22 protein-coding genes are annotated in these 18,242 nt (G+C 55.7%); 19 read left to right on the plus strand and 3 right to left on the minus strand.

Annotation, left to right across the window (positions count from 1 at the left end; all coding sequences use genetic code 11):
• Window positions 1-45: 45 nt before the first annotated feature.
• On the minus strand, window positions 46-921 hold the full coding sequence (locus tag PPTH39_RS13645) for a putative 2-dehydropantoate 2-reductase (protein WP_232527646.1): 876 nt from the start codon (window positions 919-921) through the stop codon (window positions 46-48).
• Between the two features lie 205 nt (window positions 922-1,126).
• On the opposite strand from PPTH39_RS13645, the gene PPTH39_RS13650 reads away from it, so the two are divergent.
• Together PPTH39_RS13650 and PPTH39_RS13655 are read left to right on the plus strand one after the other, a co-directional pair.
• Window positions 1,127-1,612, plus strand: a complete 486-nt coding sequence (locus PPTH39_RS13650; protein WP_007906601.1) for a YajQ family cyclic di-GMP-binding protein — start codon at window positions 1,127-1,129, stop codon at window positions 1,610-1,612.
• A 136-nt stretch (window positions 1,613-1,748) separates the two neighbouring features.
• A complete protein-coding gene (locus tag PPTH39_RS13655) occupies window positions 1,749-2,591 on the plus strand; it encodes a mechanosensitive ion channel family protein (RefSeq protein WP_130872086.1) in 843 nt (280 codons plus the stop codon).
• Window positions 2,592-2,859: 268 nt separating this feature from the next.
• Here PPTH39_RS13655 and PPTH39_RS13660 read toward each other — a convergent pair whose 3' ends face one another.
• Window positions 2,860-4,152 (minus strand): OprD family porin, encoded by a 1,293-nt coding sequence (locus PPTH39_RS13660; RefSeq protein ID WP_130872087.1) that lies wholly within the window; start codon window positions 4,150-4,152, stop codon window positions 2,860-2,862.
• On the opposite strand from PPTH39_RS13660, the gene PPTH39_RS13665 reads away from it, so the two are divergent.
• The 3 genes from PPTH39_RS13665 (at window position 4,130) to PPTH39_RS13675 (ending at window position 5,567) form a co-directional block, all read left to right on the plus strand.
• Complete coding sequence (locus PPTH39_RS13665) at window positions 4,130-4,555, plus strand: hypothetical protein (protein WP_130872088.1); 426 nt, start codon at window positions 4,130-4,132, stop codon at window positions 4,553-4,555. The genes PPTH39_RS13660 and PPTH39_RS13665 overlap by 23 nt on opposite strands.
• Window positions 4,556-4,932: 377 nt before the next feature.
• Window positions 4,933-5,358 (plus strand): HIT family protein, encoded by a 426-nt coding sequence (locus PPTH39_RS13670; protein WP_095001781.1) that lies wholly within the window; start codon window positions 4,933-4,935, stop codon window positions 5,356-5,358.
• 2 nt (window positions 5,359-5,360) lie between these two features.
• A complete protein-coding gene (locus tag PPTH39_RS13675; RefSeq protein ID WP_095019267.1) occupies window positions 5,361-5,567 on the plus strand; it encodes a SlyX family protein in 207 nt (68 codons plus the stop codon).
• Between the two features lie 68 nt (window positions 5,568-5,635).
• On the opposite strand, the gene PPTH39_RS23795 is transcribed toward PPTH39_RS13675, so the two are convergent.
• Window positions 5,636-6,238 carry a cold-shock protein gene (locus PPTH39_RS23795; protein ID WP_095001779.1) on the minus strand — a complete coding sequence of 201 codons (603 nt, stop codon included), beginning with the start codon at window positions 6,236-6,238 and terminating at the stop codon, window positions 5,636-5,638.
• 473 nt (window positions 6,239-6,711) lie between these two features.
• On the opposite strand from PPTH39_RS23795, the gene PPTH39_RS13685 reads away from it, so the two are divergent.
• The 14 genes from PPTH39_RS13685 (at window position 6,712) to ybgF (ending at window position 18,187) form a co-directional block, all read left to right on the plus strand.
• Window positions 6,712-7,056 carry a ribbon-helix-helix domain-containing protein gene (locus PPTH39_RS13685; RefSeq protein WP_095025871.1) on the plus strand — a complete coding sequence of 115 codons (345 nt, stop codon included), beginning with the start codon at window positions 6,712-6,714 and terminating at the stop codon, window positions 7,054-7,056.
• 198 nt (window positions 7,057-7,254) lie between these two features.
• Entirely contained in the window at window positions 7,255-7,476 is a 222-nt protein-coding gene (locus tag PPTH39_RS13690; protein WP_029611571.1) for an FmdB family zinc ribbon protein, read from the plus strand.
• Window positions 7,477-7,585: 109 nt separating this feature from the next.
• Window positions 7,586-9,361: an aspartate--tRNA ligase gene (gene aspS / locus PPTH39_RS13695; RefSeq protein ID WP_130872089.1), complete on the plus strand. Its 1,776-nt coding sequence runs from the start codon at window positions 7,586-7,588 to the stop codon at window positions 9,359-9,361.
• A 109-nt stretch (window positions 9,362-9,470) separates the two neighbouring features.
• A complete protein-coding gene (locus tag PPTH39_RS13700) occupies window positions 9,471-10,217 on the plus strand; it encodes a YebC/PmpR family DNA-binding transcriptional regulator (protein ID WP_016782226.1) in 747 nt (248 codons plus the stop codon).
• Between the two features lie 128 nt (window positions 10,218-10,345).
• Entirely contained in the window at window positions 10,346-10,870 is a 525-nt protein-coding gene (gene ruvC / locus PPTH39_RS13705; RefSeq protein WP_029611572.1) for a crossover junction endodeoxyribonuclease RuvC, read from the plus strand.
• Window positions 10,871-10,980: 110 nt separating this feature from the next.
• Window positions 10,981-11,589, plus strand: a complete 609-nt coding sequence (ruvA, locus tag PPTH39_RS13710; protein WP_095001777.1) for a Holliday junction branch migration protein RuvA — start codon at window positions 10,981-10,983, stop codon at window positions 11,587-11,589.
• Window positions 11,590-12,648 carry a Holliday junction branch migration DNA helicase RuvB gene (ruvB, locus tag PPTH39_RS13715; protein ID WP_095001776.1) on the plus strand — a complete coding sequence of 353 codons (1,059 nt, stop codon included), beginning with the start codon at window positions 11,590-11,592 and terminating at the stop codon, window positions 12,646-12,648.
• 137 nt (window positions 12,649-12,785) lie between these two features.
• On the plus strand, window positions 12,786-13,253 hold the full coding sequence (gene ybgC / locus PPTH39_RS13720) for a tol-pal system-associated acyl-CoA thioesterase (protein WP_016782230.1): 468 nt from the start codon (window positions 12,786-12,788) through the stop codon (window positions 13,251-13,253).
• Entirely contained in the window at window positions 13,243-13,938 is a 696-nt protein-coding gene (tolQ, locus tag PPTH39_RS13725) for a protein TolQ (protein WP_048363571.1), read from the plus strand. The genes ybgC and tolQ overlap by 11 nt, the downstream gene beginning before the upstream one ends.
• Window positions 13,939-13,961: 23 nt before the next feature.
• Complete coding sequence (gene tolR / locus PPTH39_RS13730; protein ID WP_162200692.1) at window positions 13,962-14,414, plus strand: protein TolR; 453 nt, start codon at window positions 13,962-13,964, stop codon at window positions 14,412-14,414.
• Entirely contained in the window at window positions 14,414-15,508 is a 1,095-nt protein-coding gene (gene tolA, locus PPTH39_RS13735; protein ID WP_095001775.1) for a cell envelope integrity protein TolA, read from the plus strand. Before tolR ends, tolA begins: the two co-directional genes overlap by 1 nt.
• A 47-nt stretch (window positions 15,509-15,555) precedes the next feature.
• Window positions 15,556-16,806, plus strand: coding sequence for a Tol-Pal system beta propeller repeat protein TolB (gene tolB, locus PPTH39_RS13740; protein WP_016782234.1), 1,251 nt, complete (start codon window positions 15,556-15,558; stop codon window positions 16,804-16,806).
• A 55-nt stretch (window positions 16,807-16,861) separates the two neighbouring features.
• A complete protein-coding gene (gene pal / locus PPTH39_RS13745) occupies window positions 16,862-17,362 on the plus strand; it encodes a peptidoglycan-associated lipoprotein Pal (protein ID WP_003441254.1) in 501 nt (166 codons plus the stop codon).
• A 6-nt stretch (window positions 17,363-17,368) separates the two neighbouring features.
• A complete protein-coding gene (ybgF, locus tag PPTH39_RS13750; protein ID WP_095001774.1) occupies window positions 17,369-18,187 on the plus strand; it encodes a tol-pal system protein YbgF in 819 nt (272 codons plus the stop codon).
• Window positions 18,188-18,242 lie beyond the last annotated feature (55 nt).

The following is an 18,242-nucleotide window of genomic DNA, read 5'->3' on the forward strand; positions in this document are numbered from 1 at the left end:
GATGGCCATTTGATAAAAGAACAGAAGGGCAGGGTAGCGCGGCCCTCAGTTGCAGGGCAATCCGCGCTGGCGCAGGTGTTCGCTCAAGCGTTGGTGCAGACCTTGCAGACAGGGGACGGCGAACTGTCGGTTGCGGGCGGCAGTGCAAGCGTAGCCCAGCAAGTAACTGATTTCGGTGCGCCGGCCCTGGCTGACATCTTGGTGCATCGATGAATAATTGTTGGCTGTCGCCTGGATGACCCGGTGCACCTCGGTGGCCAGGTCGATGGCGGCTTCTGCCTGGCCGCAGTGTTCCAGCAAGGCGCTGAGTTCGGCGCACAGGGTGTTCACTTCGGCATCATGGGCTTGCAAGCCGCCGTTGCGGCAATCATGGAGCACCGTCAGTGGGTTAATCGCACAGTTTAGTGCCAGTTTGCGCCACAACCTGCTCAGAATATTCGGGCTCCATTCATGGGCAATGCCGCTGAGTTGAAGCTCTTCCAGCCATTGAGGGGCAGGGCCATGACGTGGGTCGCCCAGCCAGGTATGGCCACGCCCGGCAAACACTACGCGCCAGTCGCCATCGCGATAGGCGCCTTCAGTGCTGGACGCGAAGATGCAACGCGCGTGGGGTACCTGCGCAGCGACGGCCTGCTGGCTGCCGAGGCCATTTTGCAACAGGATCAGTTCGGCACCCGGGCTCAGGCGCCCGGCGATTTGCTTGACCGCCTGCTCGGCGTCGTATGCCTTGCAGGTGACCAGCAAGCGCTGGATAGGCTCGTCGGTTTCAGGGGTTTGTGCGCTGATGGGCCAGTGTTGCGAATCTTCGCCTTTAATCAGGGTCAACTTTTGCACGGCTTTATAGGCTTGCAGGCGGTCGTCGTTGCGCAGAATGAGGGTGACGGGCAGGCCGGCGCGTGCCAGTCGTGTTGCCCACAGCATCCCCATGCTGCCTGCACCGAGAATGTGCCAGGTGGTGCTAGCCCGTGCCGGTGCGTTTGGGGGATTTTGTGGGATGGCCGAATCTGGCATGTGAGCTCGCAAGTGAATGAAGTCGAAGAACCGCTATAATGCCCGCGCATTTTAACTGTCAGGTCAGGCGTGCTCCATCTGTGTTGAGCGCGCCGTTTATTATTGGAGAAATTACATGCCGTCGTTCGACGTGGTATCCGAACTGGACAAGCACGAAGTCACCAACGCCGTCGAGAACGCCGTCAAGGAGCTGGACCGTCGTTATGACCTCAAGGGTAAAGGTACTTTCGAGTTCAAGGAAAAGGATTTGACGGTCAACTTGACCGCTGAAGCCGACTTCCAGCTCGAAGCCATGATCGAGATCCTCAAGCTGGCACTGGTCAAGCGCAAGATCGACGTTCAGTGCCTTGAGGTCAAGGACGCTTACGCTTCGGGCAAGTTGATGAAGCAGGAAGCGGTGCTCAAGGAAGGCATTGATAAAGAGCTGGCGAAAAAGATCGTCGCTCACGTCAAGGACGCCAAGCTCAAGGTTCAGGCCGCCATTCAGGGCGAGCAAGTGCGTATCACGGGTAAAAAACGTGATGACCTGCAAGAAGCCATCGCTGCGTTGCGTGCCAAAACGTTCGACATGCCGCTGCAGTTCAACAACTTCCGCGACTGATCACCACCCGGGGAACCTCTGGCGATCATTGACGTCCGATTTTCCTGGGCGCTGCAGAAACGATTGAGCTGCCAGGGTGGCTCGATCGTTTTGCTGAATAAATGACGCTGGCTGGTAATGGCGTGAGGAGATAAAAATGGATTTGAACACTGAAGTTGATCAATTGATCAAGGCCTCCCAGGCCTGGGTTCCGATGATCATGGAGTACGGCAGTCGCGTGCTGCTGGCACTGGTTACCCTGGCTGTCGGCTGGTGGCTGATTAACCGCCTGACGACCAAGATCGGTCAGTTGCTGGCGTTGAGAAAGGCGGATCTTGCGCTGCAGGGCTTTATCAGCAGCCTGGCCAATATCATTCTCAAGATATTGCTGATTGTCAGTGTTGCATCGATGATCGGTATTCAGACCACCTCGTTTGTGGCAGCCATCGGTGCGGCAGGTCTGGCCATTGGCCTGGCATTGCAGGGCAGCTTGGCCAACTTTGCAGGTGGGGTACTGATTCTGTTGTTCCGCCCGTTCAAGATCGGTGACTGGATCGAAGCTCAAGGTGTAAGCGGGACTGTCGACAGCATTCAGATTTTCCACACGGTGCTGCGTACCGGTGACAACAAAACCGTCATCGTGCCAAACGGTAACCTGTCCAACGGCATCATCACCAACTACAACCGTCAGCCGACGCGCAAGGTGGTGTTTGATGTGGGTGTGGACTACGAAGCTGATCTGCAGAAGGTGCGTGAAGTGTTGTTGGCGCTGGCCGATGACCCGCGCGTGCTGAAGCAGCCTGCTCCGGTCGTTGTGGTGACTGCCTTGGGCGACAGTGCTATCACCATGTCGCTGCGGGTTTGGGTCAACACCCCGGATTACTGGGATGTACTCTTTATGCTCAACGAGCATTCGCGTGACCGCTTAAAGGCTGAAGGTATTGATATTCCTTTTCCGCAGCGTGTAGTACGTGTGGTTCAGGAAGTGGCTGCGGAATAAGGCCGGGAACTGCACCTGATTATTGAGTCAGGTCTGGATAAACAATTAAAGGGGCTAAGGCCCCTTTAATTGTTTTTGTCGCTTGTGGTCGCCGCTGCGAATGCATGATCGGACATATATGTATAACTGATAATTAGTTGCATTCGGCTCTGTTAGTTAGCTTGCTATATAACTTGGTCTTATGTCGGCCAATAAAAAGCCACGCCCTGAGACAGGTGCGTGGCTTTCACTAAACAGTGTGTTTGCAACTAGAGCCCTTAGGCCTCGGTTACAAGATGTTCAGTGGGTACTCGGCAATGATACGTACGTCGTTGTTGTCTGTGCCGTTCACGCTGTTGTTGCCGTTGGTGCGGTAAACCGCGCTACGCAGACGCAAGGACAGGTCTTTGGCCGGGCCTTCCTGCAATACGTATTTGGTCTCGAAGTCGAACTCGTGCTCTTTGCCTTCGCCCGTGCTGGTGGAGATGTTGTCACCTTTCACGTAGCGAGCCATGAAGCTCAGGCCTGGCACGCCGTAGCTGGCCATGTTCAGGTCGTAGCGACCCTGCCAGGAGCGTTCGTCACGCTGGTTGAAGTCGGAATATTGCACGGAGTTGGCGAGGAAAATAGTACCGCCGCCATCTACGCCGTAGTAGTAAGCGCTGTCACCGGTGGAGCGCTGGTGAGCGATGGTGAACTTGTGGGCGCCCAGGCTATAGGCGGCTGCCAGGCTCCAGATTTTGTTGTCAACGTCGCCGGCGCGTTCCTGACCCTGGCTCGAGGTTCTGTAGCCGTTGAAGTCGAAGTTCAGGGCTTGAGACTCTGCGATTGGCAGGGTGTAGTTCAGGTTGATGTACTGCTTCTTGAAGTAGTCATCAACATCGGATGCGGCAATGCCGCCGACGAAGTTGTCAGTGAACTGGTAGGTTGCGCCGGCAATATTGGCGGCGGTCAGGCCTGGCTCGCCTTTGCCGTTGATGCTGTCACGGGCCATGCCAGTCTGGGAGCTCAGTGCGGTGAAGCGACCTGCGGTCAGCTCCAGGCCTTTGATTTCCTTGCTGGTGATCAGGGTGCCGGTAGCAACCTCAGGCAGCAGGCGGCTGTCGTCAGTGGAGAAAACCGGGCTGGCGACGAACTGGTTGCCGTATTTCAGCTCGGTGTCGGACAGGCGGAATTTGACCGCGCCGCCGATTTTCCCTTGGGTATCTTCAGGGGAGCCATCGCTTTTGCTGGCGAACAGGCCGTTGCCCTGGCGACCGGCACCGCCATCCAGGCGTGCAGTACCCATGGCGAAAGCATCAACACCGACACCAATGGTGCCTTGGGTGAAGCCGGACTGGTAGTTAAGCAGCTCGCTCAGGCCCCAATCTTCACGGTAGCCGCTTTTGAACGAACCATCGGCCTGCTGCTTGTTGCCAGCACCGTTACGGAAGTCGCGGTTCATGTACAGCATGCGGGTTTTGGAAGTCAGCGTGCTGTCGTCAACGAAACCTTTTGCGTCGTCCTGGGACGAAGCCATTGCGAACTGAGTAGTGCCGGCTGAAACAGCCAGGGCGATCATGCTCCACTTCATCACGCGCATCGTGATTTGCTCCTTTGGTTTTAGGAAGAGTACTGCCGTCCCACCTGAATTATTATCTGGGCGGCTCTTTCTTTTTGTGTCGGCGCAAACTTATATCACGCCGGCAATATTGGCGATACTTGCTCTCATAACCTTTCAGCTTCTTTACAGCCATGTCGCAAATGGCACCCCACATGTCGCAAGCGCGCCGCTTAGAGCCTTGTTTGAGCATCGATTCAGTACTGTTTCCAGTGTTGGGCATATGATTGATTTCATGTTGCCTACAATGAAAACTCAAAATTCCTACTGTTTAGCTATTGTTATTTATCGTCGGGTTGCTGTGCTCCTGCTCAGGCCTGGCGACTGTGTCAATGATCTATGCAACAAGCGTGCTCAAATTCCTGCCTGGATGAAAAATAAATAATATTCTGCGTTTTTGAGCTATGAGGCCTGATCTTGCTTGGGTCAAACGGCGATAAAGCTGCCTTCAGGGTGTTGTTTTTTGTTGCAAGGAGTGGTGGCTGTCCCGGATTTACGCCTTAAGCGTTACCGGTTAACACCCGCTGGGGTGGCAGGTGACGTTTTGGCGCGCTTGAAACATGCGCTTTGTGCAGTTTTGGTGCATAAGTGTTCGAGCACTGTTGCTTGGGCGTGCAGCGTCGCATTTGCGGTGCGTGCAGGGCTGGAGGCGTGATGCCAGTCGCAATCAAGGGTATCCTTGATTCCTGTCGTCTGGCCTGCGGTGAATGTCACCGGGTGCCGGGTTGTGCTGAAATGAACGGTCAAACAGGAGAGCTCCCAGTGTTCGCTTTGGATACACGTCTTCAAGAGGATACCTGGCTGATAGGGGACTTCCCCTTGTGCCGCTTGCTGCTTTCCAATGATTCGAATTACCCCTGGTTTATCCTGGTGCCGCGACGCGAGGGTATAACTGAACTGTTTCAATTGGATGACGCCGACCAACAGCGGATGTGGGCTGAGACCACGGCTTTGGCGCGAGTGCTGAAAGAGTCGTACGGTGCGGATAAAATCAATGTTGCCACCCTGGGTAATGTCGTCAGTCAGTTGCACATGCATGTGATTGTTCGTTACCGGGCTGATGTGGCATGGCCAGGGCCTGTCTGGGGCAAGCATCCTGCAAAACCCTATGCGCCGGCGGAGGTGCGTGCTGTCCGGGACAGGCTGGCATCGGCTCTTGATGCAAGTTTTACTATTTCGGAGGGTTGATCGTGACGCTTGAAGCGCGAGTGATGGACCTTGAAAGCCGCGTGGCTTTTCAGGATGACACCATTCAGGCATTGAATGATGTACTGGTGGCCCAGCAGAACACCGTGGATCGTCTGCAGATGCAGATGGCCGCCTTGCTCAAGCGCCAGGAGGAAATGGGCGGGCAGTTCGAGTCGTTTGAAGAAGAGGCTCCGCCACCGCACTATTGATTGTTTTGTGCAGGCATAAAAAAACCGCGATTCAGCCTGGCTGATCGCGGTTTTTTTTCAGGCTTGAATCAGCGGCGCGGCAATGCTGCGATCACGTCTTCGGCCTGCAGGCCCTTGTCGCGGTTCATGACCGAGAACTCGACACGTTGCCCTTCCACCAAAACACGGTGGCCCTCGCCACGAATGGCGCGGAAGTGTACAAAAATATCATCACCGGAATCTCGGGAGATAAAGCCGAAACCCTTTGAGGTGTTGAACCATTTGACAGTCCCTGTATCGCGGTTGGTCATGTCATAGCTTTGCGAGGACGACGAAGGTGACGATTTATAGAAGCTGACAGCAAGATGAAGCAGTACGGCAATAACAGCAGGTGTCAGGCCCAGGAGAACAGCGGGCTGATCACCAATCGGCAGCAGCAGGCCGAACAGGGTCAGGGTCTGCAGGACAACGGACAGTACCAGCAGCGCACTGACCAGATTCTGCAGTTGATGGCGCGGGCCTTTATTCCAGAATGGAATGACTGGGGCCAGTGTCAGGTTCAGCAGGCCAAAAAACGCCAGGTAAAGGGCATCAGGATGTTGTAGGTAAGGTAAAGCTTCAGATTGCAGGCTGGGAATAAAGGACAGCAGCAAAGCCGCTGCACCCGTTATCAGGTGGACGATTTTCAACATTTCAATGACTCACATTAAGATAGATCGCAAGGAAGAGCTGATTGCGCACGGTTCGCTTCAGAAAAAATGGAGGCGCTGGACACGTGAGTTCATCAGCCTATGCGCCCTCGCCGGAGGCGAAAATTGGGCAACACGCTGCCTATTTAACAGCAAAGCTTGGGTCTACTCAAATTAAGCGTATGGGTCTATCTGTGAGTGAGACTGTTCGATGAGGCATAGGCAAAATCAGCTTATTACGAAAGCCTTGTCTTAGACGCATGTAGGCCTCTGGTCTGGGGATTGGGGGGTGGTGTGATCTGATGGGGGTGCTGCCTGCTCCGTCCATGACCATATTCGCCGCACGTAGCGAGAGCGCTCCTACAGATTTGCGGGTTTGATCCGCTGGATAAGAATTTTTACATGTCGTTTTATGAGGCAAGTTCTTTGAAAAAAGAGTAATCAAATCCAATGATGCGCAATGGAGTGCTTTTGCGATGGGGCGATTGATGCGGCAAGAAAATGCCGGGTGCAGATCAATGCAGAGGGTCAGGATTGACCCTGCCATTCTGGACTTTGGCATCACGCTGGCCCGGCCATTATCACGTTCAGTACGGTTGAATGGCTTTGCCACCTGTTTGCGGCTTGAGGAAGTGTATTGGGAGGTGTTGTCCGATATATCACGTATCAACAAGTGCTCAATAAATACGCTGCTGTCCTATATCGACCTGGAGGTTCACTTGCGCCATGGCGGGGTGAAGAACTTCAGTGGGTTCATTCGGGTCGTCTGCGTCATGCATTTGTTGAAAATGGGTCGCGGCCTTCAGGAGGTAAAACAGTAGCAGGTGTTTGCGGGTTGAAGGCCGCAGCCGGCTGGAGGTGCATGCTCGACGGCTTGTAATCGCCCACTATTTATGATGCATTTAGGTGCTTCTGGCTGTTCATGCGGCTGCAATGGCTCGATTTACCAGATATAATCTCGCTCTTTGCTGTGCGGCCCTGCTTAAGGGTTGCCGCTAACGGATTGTCGAGACACGCCAATGCCCATGTACGATTACCAGTGCGCTTCCTGTGGTCATCAGCTGGAAGCCATTCAAAAGATCAGCGCTGCACCGCTGGTTGATTGTCCAGCCTGTCAGGCCCCCGAGCTGAAGAAAATGCTGTCCATGCCGGGTTTCCGCCTTAGCGGTACAGGCTGGTATGAAACAGACTTCAAGACAGGCTCGAAAAAGAATCTGGCAGGCGGCGATAAATCCGACTGAGGTCTAGCGAAAGCAGTCAGAACACAAGCGGGCTCTTGCAAGGTTACCAGCACCGACGGTGCGCAAGACCTCCACCGAATTTCGAATTACGAGAAGTGAAACCACTACCATGATGCGCAGCCATTATTGCGGCCAACTGAACGAAAGCCTGGACGGCCAGGAAATTACCCTTTGCGGATGGGTTCACCGTCGCCGTGACCACGGTGGGGTGATTTTCCTCGATATCCGTGATCGTGATGGTCTGGCCCAGGTGGTTTTCGACCCGGATCGCGCTGAGACCTTCGCCGCTGCCGACCGTGTGCGCAGCGAGTATGTTGTCAAGATCACCGGCAAGGTACGTCTGCGTCCTGCCGGTGCAGGCAATACCAACATGGCGTCGGGCATGATCGAAGTGCTGGGCTATGAGCTGGAAGTTCTGAACGAAGCAGAAACCCCGCCATTCCCGCTTAACGAATTCTCGGATGTCGGCGAAGAAACCCGTTTGCGCTACCGCTTTATCGACTTGCGTCGCCCGGAAATGCTCGAGAAGCTGCGCCTGCGTTCGCGCATGACTACCAGCATTCGTCGTTACCTGGACGAGAACGGTTTCCTGGACGTTGAAACTCCGATCCTGACCCGTGCCACCCCGGAAGGCGCCCGTGACTATCTGGTGCCTAGCCGTACTCACGTCGGTTCGTTCTTTGCTTTGCCGCAATCGCCGCAACTGTTCAAGCAGTTGCTGATGGTTGCCGGTTTTGACCGTTACTACCAGATCGCCAAGTGCTTCCGCGACGAAGACCTGCGTGCCGACCGTCAGCCTGAGTTCACTCAGATCGACATCGAAACCAGCTTTCTCGATGAAAAAGACATCATGGGCCTTACCGAAGGCATGATCCGCAACCTGTTCAAGGAAGTGCTGGATCTGGAATTCGGCGAATTCCCGCACATGACCTTCGAAGAGGCCATGCGCCGCTACGGCTCCGACAAGCCTGACCTGCGTAACCCGCTGGAACTGGTTGACGTTGCCGATCAGCTCAAAGACGTGGATTTCAAGGTGTTCAGCGGCCCGGCCAACGACCCTAAATGCCGTATTGCGGCCCTGCGGGTTCCGGGTGCTGCAAGCATGCCGCGCAAGCAGATCGACGACTACACCAAGTTTGTCGGCATCTACGGTGCCAAAGGCCTGGCGTACATCAAGGTCAACGAGCGCGCCAAAGGCGTGGAAGGTCTGCAGTCGCCGATCGTTAAAAACATCCCTGAGGCCAACCTGAACGTGATCCTGGATCGCGTCGGTGCCGTCGATGGCGATATCGTGTTCTTCGGTGCCGACAAGGCCAAGATCGTCAGCGAGGCCCTGGGCGCGCTGCGTATCAAGGTGGGTAACGACCTGAACCTGCTGACCTGCGAGTGGGCCCCTATGTGGGTGGTCGACTTCCCGATGTTCGAAGAGAACGACGACGGCAGCTTCAGCGCCTTGCACCACCCGTTCACTGCTCCGAAGTGCTCGCCTGAAGAGCTGGAAGCCAACCCGGCAACCGCGATCTCCCGTGCCTACGATATGGTCTTGAACGGTACCGAGCTGGGTGGCGGTTCGATCCGTATCCACCGCAAGGAAATGCAGCAAGCGGTATTCCGCCTGCTGGGTATCGAAGAAGCCGAGCAGGAAGAGAAATTCGGCTTCCTGCTGGACGCCCTGAAGTACGGCGCGCCGCCCCATGGTGGCCTGGCCTTCGGTCTGGATCGTCTGGTCATGCTGATGACCGGTGCACAATCGATTCGTGAAGTGATTGCCTTCCCGAAAACCCAGAGTGCTGCCTGTGTCATGACACAAGCACCTGGCGTGGTTGACGCCAAAGCGTTGCGCGAGCTGCATATTCGTTTGCGCGAACAAGCCAAGGCAGAGTAAGTCTGACCTTCAAAGGCGCATCTTCGGGTGCGCCTTTGCATTTGGGGTCGAGAATTTTTATTGTCAGGCCTTGGCCTGGCAAGGTTTTTAAAGGGATTCGGAGTGCGTTATGGCAGGTCATTCTAAGTGGGCGAACATCAAGCACCGCAAAGAGCGTCAGGATGCCAAAAAAGGCAAGATTTTCACCAAGTGGATCCGTGAACTGACCGTTGCTGCCCGTCAAGGTGGCGGCGATCCGAGTTCCAATCCGCGCCTGCGTCTGGCGCTGGACAAGGCCCTTGGGGCGAACATGAGTCGCGATATCATTGATCGCGCCGTGGCCCGTGGTGCCGGTGCGGCTGATACCGATGACATGGTCGAATTGAGCTACGAAGGCTATGGCCCGGGTGGCGTAGCCGTAATGGTCGAGTGCATGACCGACAACCGTAACCGTACTGCCGCGGCTGTACGCCATGCGTTCAGCAAGTGTGGCGGCAACCTGGGTACTGACGGTTCTGTTGCCTATCTGTTCGAGCGCAAGGGCCAGATCTCCTATGCAGCCGGCGTTGATGAGGATGCCTTGATGGAAGCCGCGATGGAGGCCGATGCCGACGACGTGGTGACCAACGAAGATGGCTCCATCGATGTGTTCACGTCGTTCTCCAGCTTCTATGCCGTGCGTAACGCCCTGGAAGCGGCAGGGTTCAAGCCGACGGATGCTGAAATCGTCATGTTGCCGACCACCAGTGCCGAGCTTGATCTGGAGGGCGCAGAAAAGGTTCTCAAGTTGATCGACATGCTTGAAGACCTGGATGACGTCCAAAACGTCTACTCCAATGCTGAAATCCCTGACGCCGTCCTGGAACAGCTTGCCTGAGCGATTGCGTCAATCAAGAGGCCGGAGGTGCTCCGTCGCGACAATCGCGGCGCTGGGCACCTCCGGCTTCTGCCTTTAAGCTGTCCGGGTATGTGCCGGTGGGCATCACTTCATAAGCTGTAGGCGTTATGACTCTTATTCTTGGTATCGATCCGGGTTCGCGAATCACCGGTTATGGCGTCGTGCGAGACACTGGGCGTGGCTGTGTGTACGTGGCTTCGGGATGTATTCGTACGGGGAGCGGCGAACTGCATGAGCGGTTGCAGATCGTCTATCGTGGGGTGCGTGAGGTTATTCAGACGTACGGTCCTGTCACCATGGGCATCGAAAAGGTGTTTATGGCCCGCAATGCCGATTCGGCTCTCAAGCTGGGGCAGGCCAGGGGCGCGGCCATTGTTGCGGGAGCCGAAGAAAACCTGGAGATCGCCGAGTATTCGGCAACCCAGGTCAAGCAGGCGGTGGCGGGTACAGGTGGCGCCAATAAAGAACAGGTGATGATGATGGTCATGCACCTGCTCAAGCTGACCAGCAAGCCGCAAATCGATGCGTCGGATGCCCTTGCGATTGCCTTGTGCCATGCCCACACTCGCTCCAGCTTGCTGCCCCACGGGCTGGGTGCGGCCCGTAGCCGTGGCGGGCGTTTGCGGCTGTGAAACGCAATTTTTAACTGGATTGGGCTTCCTGACAGGGCTTCATCTGTAATGATGCGGCTCTGTCTTTGTATTTGTCAGCCATTGATCTGGCCAGTGAAAGGATCTGAAACGTGATTGGACGCTTGCGCGGCACTCTGGCTGAAAAACAGCCGCCGCACCTGATTCTCGATGTAAACGGCTTGGGTTATGAGCTGGAAGTACCGATGACCACGCTTTATCGATTACCGTCTGTCGGCGAGCCACTGACCCTGCATACCCATCTTGTGGTTCGCGAAGACGCCCAGTTGCTCTATGGTTTCATAGGCAAGCGCGAGCGTGACTTTTTTCGTGAGCTGATCCGGCTCAACGGCGTCGGCCCCAAGCTGGCGCTGGCGTTGATGTCCAGCCTGGAAGTCGATGAGCTTGTGCGCTGTGTGCAGGCTCAGGACACATCGGCCTTGACCAAGGTTCCGGGGGTGGGCAAAAAGACCGCGGAACGACTGCTGGTAGAGTTGAAGGATCGTTTCAAGGCGTGGGAGCAAGTACCCAGCATGTTCGCCCTGGTCCCTAATCAGCCGGATGCTCCGGTGCCGGTCGCCAGCGCTGAAAGTGATGCGGTGAGTGCCTTGATCTCCCTGGGCTATAAGCCTCAGGAAGCGAGCAAGGCGGTTTCTGCGATCAAGGATAAAACGTTGAGCAGTGAAGACATGATTCGCCGAGCCCTCAAGGGGATGATTTAAGTGATTGAAGCTGATCGACTGATTACAGCCTCAAGCGGGCGGGACCGGGAAGAAGTTCAGGATCGGGCGATTCGGCCTCTGAGCCTGGCCGACTATATTGGCCAGCCCACCGTTCGCGAGCAGATGGAGCTGTTTATCCAGGCTGCGCGCGGGCGTGCCGAATCGCTGGATCACACATTGATCTTTGGGCCGCCCGGGCTGGGCAAGACGACGCTGGCCAACATCATCGCCCAGGAAATGGGCGTATCGATCAAGAGCACTTCCGGGCCTGTTCTGGAGCGCCCGGGTGATCTGGCTGCGCTGCTGACCAACCTTGAGCCCCATGATGTGCTCTTTATCGATGAAATCCATCGCCTTTCACCCATTGTCGAGGAAGTGCTTTACCCGGCCATGGAGGACTTCCAGCTCGATATCATGATTGGCGAAGGGCCGGCTGCGCGTTCCATCAAACTCGATCTGCCGCCTTTTACCCTGGTGGGGGCGACCACGCGCGCCGGGATGCTGACCAACCCGTTGCGTGATCGTTTCGGGATTGTTCAGCGACTGGAGTTCTATAGTACTGACGACCTGGCGACGATTGTCAGTCGCTCGGCGGGTATCTTCGGTTTGCCGCTCGACCCTGAAGGTGCGTATGAAATTGCCCGGCGGGCTCGCGGGACACCGCGTATCGCCAACCGTTTGCTGCGTCGTGTGCGGGATTTTGCCGAGGTGCGTGCCAAGGGGCATATCACCAAGCCGGTCGCTGACCTGGCGTTGAACCTGCTGGACGTAGATGAGCATGGTTTTGATCATCAGGACCGGCGATTGCTGCTGACCATGATCGAGAAGTTCGATGGCGGGCCTGTGGGAGTCGATAGCCTTGCCGCAGCAATCAGCGAAGAGCGTCATACGATTGAAGATGTGCTGGAGCCGTATCTGATTCAGCAGGGTTACATCATGCGTACGCCGCGTGGTCGCGTTGTGACCCGGCATGCGTATTTGCACTTTGGTTTAAACATTCCGTCACGATTAGGCGATATGCCTGTGGTAGACGAATTTCTGAATGCTTTGGATGATTAATAAGCCGTTAGCGGTCGATTTTTTTAAGGTTTTTGCTGTCTCAAGGACTGGCGCTGAAAATCTTCGGTCATAAAGGCCAAGAAGCGTAAAAAACAGTGGTTTGGCGGATTGGCAACCTGAGGAGTAAGCACTAGAGTATGCGCGCGCAAAACAGGCTTGAGCCGTTCGCACATCGCTGTCGCGTTTATTACGAGGACACCGATGCGGGTGGCGTCGTGTATTACGTAAATTATCTAAAGTTTATGGAGCGGGCTCGAACCGAAAGGCTGCGGGAATTGGGGTTTGCCCAGTCCGCGCTGGCAGGCGAGAACCTGTTATTTGTCGTGCATTCCAGCGAGGCGCGCTACCACGCACCGGCGCGACTGGACGACGAACTGTTGGTAAGTGCGCAAGTGATGGAACTCAACCGTGCCAGCCTGCGTTTCAAGCAGCAGGTCTGGCGGGCTGCAGATGCAACGCTGCTCTGTGAAGGGCAGTTTTTGGTGGCCTGTGTGCGCGCCGATAGTTTTAAACCCCGAGCCATTCCCGAAGCTCTACGTACGGCCTTTGCCGACGTGAGCGGCGCGGGTAAACATTTAGAGCAGGAGATAAAGCGTGGAAGCTAACGTCGTCGACCATTCCTCCATGTGGAGCTTGGTCAGCAATGCCAGCATTGTTGTGCAGTTGGTAATGTTGACCCTGCTGGCCGCATCGGTTACCTCGTGGGTCATGATTTTTCAGCGCAGCACCATGTTGCGCGCCGGTCGACGTGCCCTTGAAAGCTTTGAAGAGCGTTTTTGGTCGGGTATCGACCTGTCGAAACTGTATCGTCAGGCAGGTAGCAATCCGGATCCGGACTCGGGCGTGGAACAAATCTTTCGTGCCGGTTTCAAAGAGTTCTCGCGTCTGCGTCAGCAGCCGGGCGTTGATCCTGAAGCGGTTATGGAAGGTGTGGCGCGTGCCATGCGCGTGGCCATCTCCCGTGAAGAAGAAAAGCTTGAACAAAGCTTGCCGTTCCTGGCCACCGTTGGTTCCGTAAGCCCGTATATCGGCCTGTTTGGTACCGTATGGGGCATCATGAACTCCTTCCGTGGCCTGGCCACTGCCCAGCAGGCGACACTGGCGACTGTAGCGCCAGGCATTGCCGAAGCACTGATCGCAACGGCCATCGGCTTGTTCGCGGCCATCCCGGCAGTTATTGCTTACAACCGTTTTGCTGCCCGTAGCGAAACGCTGATCGGCCGCTACTACACCTTCGCCGATGAATTCCAGGCGATCCTGCACCGCAAAGTGCACACCAGCGAAGAATAAGCAGGTAATTTCCAATGGCTTTAATCGCTCGAGCGCGTAAAAAGCGCAAGCCGGTCGCCGAGATGAACGTAGTGCCTTACATCGACGTGATGCTGGTGCTGCTGGTCATTTTCATGGTGACCGCACCGATGCTCAACCAGGGTGTGAAGGTTGATTTGCCCAAGGTCTCCAGCGAGGCTTTGCCGCAAGACAACAATACCCAGGTTCTGACCATTTCGATCAAGGCTGACAAGACCTATTTCTGGAACCTTGGCAGCGAAGTCGACACCGACAAGCAGATGGACAAGGCAATGACCTTGCCCCAGATGACTGACGCCGTGACCAAGATCATCCGCGCAGGCAATGAAGGCGGCAAGCACACCCAGGTGTTTATTCGCGGTGACAAGACCGTGGATTACGGGGCGGTAATGGGGGCTATGGGTGGTCTGCAGAAGGCCGGGGTCGGTAACGTTGGCTTGATAACCGAGGCTCCCTGATGCGCGAACAGCGGGAGCCGTCCGCCTCTGAAAACTATTTTTGGCCTGCAGTCTGGGCGGTAGGGTTGCACGTCCTGATTTTTGGCCTGCTGTTTGTCAGCTTTGCCATGACTCCGGAACTGCCGCCTTCCAAACCGATTGTTCAGGCGACCTTGTACCAGCTCAAGTCCAAAAGTCAGGCGACCACCCAGACCAATCAAAAGATTGCGGGTGAGGCGAAGAAATCCGCCGCGCGCCAGACCGAAGTCGAGCAGATGGAACAAAAGAAGGTTGAGCAGGAAGCTGTAAAAGCTGCGGAACAAAAGAAAGAAGAGGCTGCCGAAAAAGCTGCAGAAGCCAAGAAGGCTGACGAAGCCAAAGCGAGCGAGGCCAAAAAGGCAGACGAGGCGAAGAAGGCTGATGAAGCCAAGAAAGCCGATGATGCCAAAAAGGCCACTGAAGCCAAAAAAGCCGAAGAGAAAAAACTGGCTGACATAGCCAAGAAAAAATCCGAGGAAGAGGCCAAGAAGGCTGCGGAAGAAGAGGCCAAGAAAAAGGCCGCGGAAGACGCCAAGAAAAAAGCGGCTGAAGATGCGAAGAAAAAAGCAGCTGAAGACGCCAAGAAAAAGGCCGTAGCAGACGAGGCGAAAAAGAAATCCGCCGAAGATGCGAAGAAAAAGGCCGCTGCCGATGCCGCCAAGAAAAAGGCCGTGGAAGCAGCTCGTAAATCGACCGAAGAGAAAAAGGCGCAAGCCTTGGCTGATTTGCTTTCCGATACGCCGCAACGCCAGCAGGCGCTGGCAGATGAGCAAGGGGATGAGGTCGCCGGCAGTTTCGATGACTTGATTCGTGCTCGTGCAGCAGAAGGGTGGGCCCGTCCGCCATCGGCGCGCAAAAACATGACAGTGGTGCTGCAGATCGGCATGTTGCCAGATGGTACGGTAACCTCTGTGACGGTTGCCAAATCCAGCGGTGACGGACCGTTCGACAGCTCCGCAGTGGCAGCGGTCAAGAATATTGGCCGTTTAACGGAAATGCAGGGTATGAAGCCCAGCGATTTTAATCCTTATCGATCGTTCAAGATGACATTCACACCTGAGGATCTAGCCTTGTGATTAAACTTTTTCGAGGACTGCTGGTCGTCGTCTGCTGCCTGGCAGGGATGGCTGTAGCAGATGAAAAGAACATCCTGGTCACCAGTGGCAGCGATCGGGCAACGCCAATTGCCGTAGTCCCTTTTGGTTGGCAGGGCGGTACAGTGCTGCCGGACGACATGGCTGAAATTATCGGCAATGACCTGCGCAACTCGGGTTACTACGCGCCGATTCCAAAGCAGAACATGATCGGCTTGCCTACCCAGGCCAGCGAAGTCATTTTCCGCGACTGGAAAGCCCTGGGTGCCCAGTACGTAATGGTAGGCAATATCGTGCCGGCAGGCGGTCGCCTGCAGGTGCAATACGCCTTGTTCAACGTTGCAACCGAGCAGCCAGTACTGACTGGCAGTGTGTCGGGCACGGCTGAACAGCTGCGGGACATGGCGCATTACATCTCCGATCAGTCGTTTGAAAAACTGACCGGTATCAAAGGTGCATTCTCCACCCGTCTTCTTTACGTGACGGCCGAGCGTGCCAGTGCCACCAACACCCGTTACACCCTGCAACGTTCGGACTACGACGGTGCCCGTGCCGTGACCCTGCTGCAATCCCGTGAGCCGATCCTGTCGCCGCGTTTTGCGCCCGATGGCAAACGCATCGCTTATGTGTCGTTCGAGCAGAAACGTCCTCGCATCTTCGTGCAGAACATTGATACCGGCCGCCGTGAGCAAATCACCAATTTCGAAGGTCTGAACGGTGCGCCAGCATGGTCGCCGGACGGCTCGAAACTGGCGTTCGTATTGTCCAAGGACGGTAATGCCGAGATCTATGTGATGGATCTGGCTTCCCGAGGGTTGACTCGTGTTACCAACAACCCTGCAATTGATACAGAACCTTTCTGGGGTAAAGATGGTTCTACCATCTATTTCACCTCCGACCGTGGCGGCAAACCACAGATCTACAAGACCAACGTTGGCAGCGGTAACGCAGAGCGCGTGACCTTTATCGGCAACTACAACGCCAGTCCTAAGCTTTCGGCTGACGAAAAGACCCTGGTAATGATCCATCGTCAGGACGGCTTCACCAATTTCCGTGTTGCGGCGCAAGATTTGCAGCGTGGAAGCGTGAAAATCCTCACAGATACCAACCTTGATGAGTCTGCTACTGTTGCGCCCAACGGCACCATGGTAATCTACGCCACCCGCCAGCAGGGCCGGGGAGTCTTGATGCTCGTGTCCATTAATGGACGCGTAAGGCTCCCTCTTCCTACCGCTCAAGGCGAAGTCAGAGAACCTTCCTGGTCCCCTTACCTGAACTGACGTGGTGATAGCTTTACGTTGCACATAACACTTGGGGTTCATTAGGAGTTTTACGATGGAAATGCTGAAGTTTGGTAAATTTGCTGCGCTGGCACTGGCCATGGCTGTAGCTGTAGGTTGCTCGTCCAAAGGCGGCGACAATGCCGGTGAAGGCGCTGCTGTTGATCCAAACGCTGGTTACGGCGCAAACACTGGCGCTGTTGATGGTTCCCTGAGCGAAGAAGCTGCTCTGCGCGCTATCACTGTTTTCTACTTCGAATACGATTCTTCGGACCTGAAACCAGAAGCAATGCGCGCTCTGGACGTTCACGCCAAAGACCTGAAAGCTAACGGCGCTCGCGTTGTTCTGGAAGGTAACACTGACGCCCGTGGTACTCGTGAGTACAACATGGCACTGGGCGAGCGTCGTGCGAAAGCCGTTCAACGCTACCTGGTACTGCAAGGCGTTTCTCCAGCACAGCTGGAGCTGGTGTCCTACGGTAAAGAGCGTCCAATCGCTACTGGCAACGACGAACAGTCGTGGGCTCAAAACCGTCGCGTCGAACTGCGTAAGTAATTCGTCATGCGAACGTGCCGCCGTGCTGTAACTATTCTGACTCTCAGCCTCCTGCCGCTATCGGCATGGGCTGCGGTTCCTGTGGTCGATGACAACTCTGGCTATAACAATAGCGGGGGGAGTTATCCGTCACCGGGTTATGGTGCGAGCGGCGCCTATGCCGGGGGAGGGGTTTCGACCCCTGTCTCGGCACAGGGCGAGCTGTTCAACCAGCTGCAACAAATGCAGGAACAGATTGCACGCCAACAGGGTGTGATTGAAGTTCTGCAGAACGACATTTCGCGCATGAAACAAGAAAGCCTGGAGCGATACCAGGAACTTGATCGGCGTATTGGTGCTGGCATTGCTCCTGCTGCCGCCCCTGATAATTCTTCTGCTGGTGGCGCTAATGCCGCCGGTAATACAGCAGCGCCTGCTTCCCAGGCCGCTGCCAGTGCCGAGCCTGGCGATCCGGCGAAAGAGAAGCTCTATTACGATGCTGCTTTCGACCTGATCAAAGCCAAGGATTTCGACAAGGCCAGCCAGGCATTTACTGCCTTTCTGCGCAAATACCCCAACAGTCAGTACGCGGGTAACGCCCAGTACTGGTTGGGAGAAGTGAACCTGGCCAAAGGTGATTTGCAAGCGGCAGGCCAGGCCTTTGCCAAGGTCAGCCAGTTGTACCCCAAGCATGCCAAAGTGCCGGACTCGCTCTACAAGCTTGCTGACGTAGAGCGCCGCCTGGGCCATACCGACAAGGTAAAAGGCATTCTGCAGCAGGTTGTGGCCCAGTATCCAGGCACTTCCGCTGCACAGTTGGCGCAACGCGACTTGCAGCGTATGTAAGCAATAACCGGCTTTAATCGAGAAACCCGCGCCTGTCGCGGGTTTTTTCGTTAGA

This window comes from Pseudomonas bubulae (assembly GCF_900618535.1).
Lineage (GTDB): Bacteria > Pseudomonadota > Gammaproteobacteria > Pseudomonadales > Pseudomonadaceae > Aquipseudomonas > Aquipseudomonas bubulae.

Excerpts from the sequence above, each read along its gene's own strand:
- ybgC (WP_016782230.1), top strand. The coding sequence starts at position 12,786 with ATGCGCGCGCAAAACAGGCTTGAGCCGTTCGCACATCGCTGTCGCGTT.
- PPTH39_RS13700 (WP_016782226.1), top strand. The coding sequence starts at position 9,471 with ATGGCAGGTCATTCTAAGTGGGCGAACATCAAGCACCGCAAAGAGCGT.
- PPTH39_RS13655 (WP_130872086.1), top strand. The coding sequence starts at position 1,749 with ATGGATTTGAACACTGAAGTTGATCAATTGATCAAGGCCTCCCAGGCC.
- ruvC (WP_029611572.1), top strand. The coding sequence starts at position 10,346 with ATGACTCTTATTCTTGGTATCGATCCGGGTTCGCGAATCACCGGTTAT.
- tolB (WP_016782234.1), top strand. The coding sequence starts at position 15,556 with ATGGCTGTAGCAGATGAAAAGAACATCCTGGTCACCAGTGGCAGCGAT.
- ybgF (WP_095001774.1), top strand. The coding sequence starts at position 17,369 with ATGCGAACGTGCCGCCGTGCTGTAACTATTCTGACTCTCAGCCTCCTG.
- pal (WP_003441254.1), top strand. The coding sequence starts at position 16,862 with ATGGAAATGCTGAAGTTTGGTAAATTTGCTGCGCTGGCACTGGCCATG.
- PPTH39_RS13650 (WP_007906601.1), top strand. The coding sequence starts at position 1,127 with ATGCCGTCGTTCGACGTGGTATCCGAACTGGACAAGCACGAAGTCACC.
- PPTH39_RS13685 (WP_095025871.1), top strand. The coding sequence starts at position 6,712 with ATGGGGCGATTGATGCGGCAAGAAAATGCCGGGTGCAGATCAATGCAG.
- aspS (WP_130872089.1), top strand. The coding sequence starts at position 7,586 with ATGATGCGCAGCCATTATTGCGGCCAACTGAACGAAAGCCTGGACGGC.
- PPTH39_RS23795 (WP_095001779.1), bottom strand. The coding sequence starts at position 6,238 with ATGTTGAAAATCGTCCACCTGATAACGGGTGCAGCGGCTTTGCTGCTG.
- tolA (WP_095001775.1), top strand. The coding sequence starts at position 14,414 with ATGCGCGAACAGCGGGAGCCGTCCGCCTCTGAAAACTATTTTTGGCCT.
- PPTH39_RS13660 (WP_130872087.1), bottom strand. The coding sequence starts at position 4,152 with ATGCGCGTGATGAAGTGGAGCATGATCGCCCTGGCTGTTTCAGCCGGC.
- PPTH39_RS13665 (WP_130872088.1), top strand. The coding sequence starts at position 4,130 with ATGCTCCACTTCATCACGCGCATCGTGATTTGCTCCTTTGGTTTTAGG.
- PPTH39_RS13690 (WP_029611571.1), top strand. The coding sequence starts at position 7,255 with ATGCCCATGTACGATTACCAGTGCGCTTCCTGTGGTCATCAGCTGGAA.
- PPTH39_RS13645 (WP_232527646.1), bottom strand. The coding sequence starts at position 921 with ATGCTGTGGGCAACACGACTGGCACGCGCCGGCCTGCCCGTCACCCTC.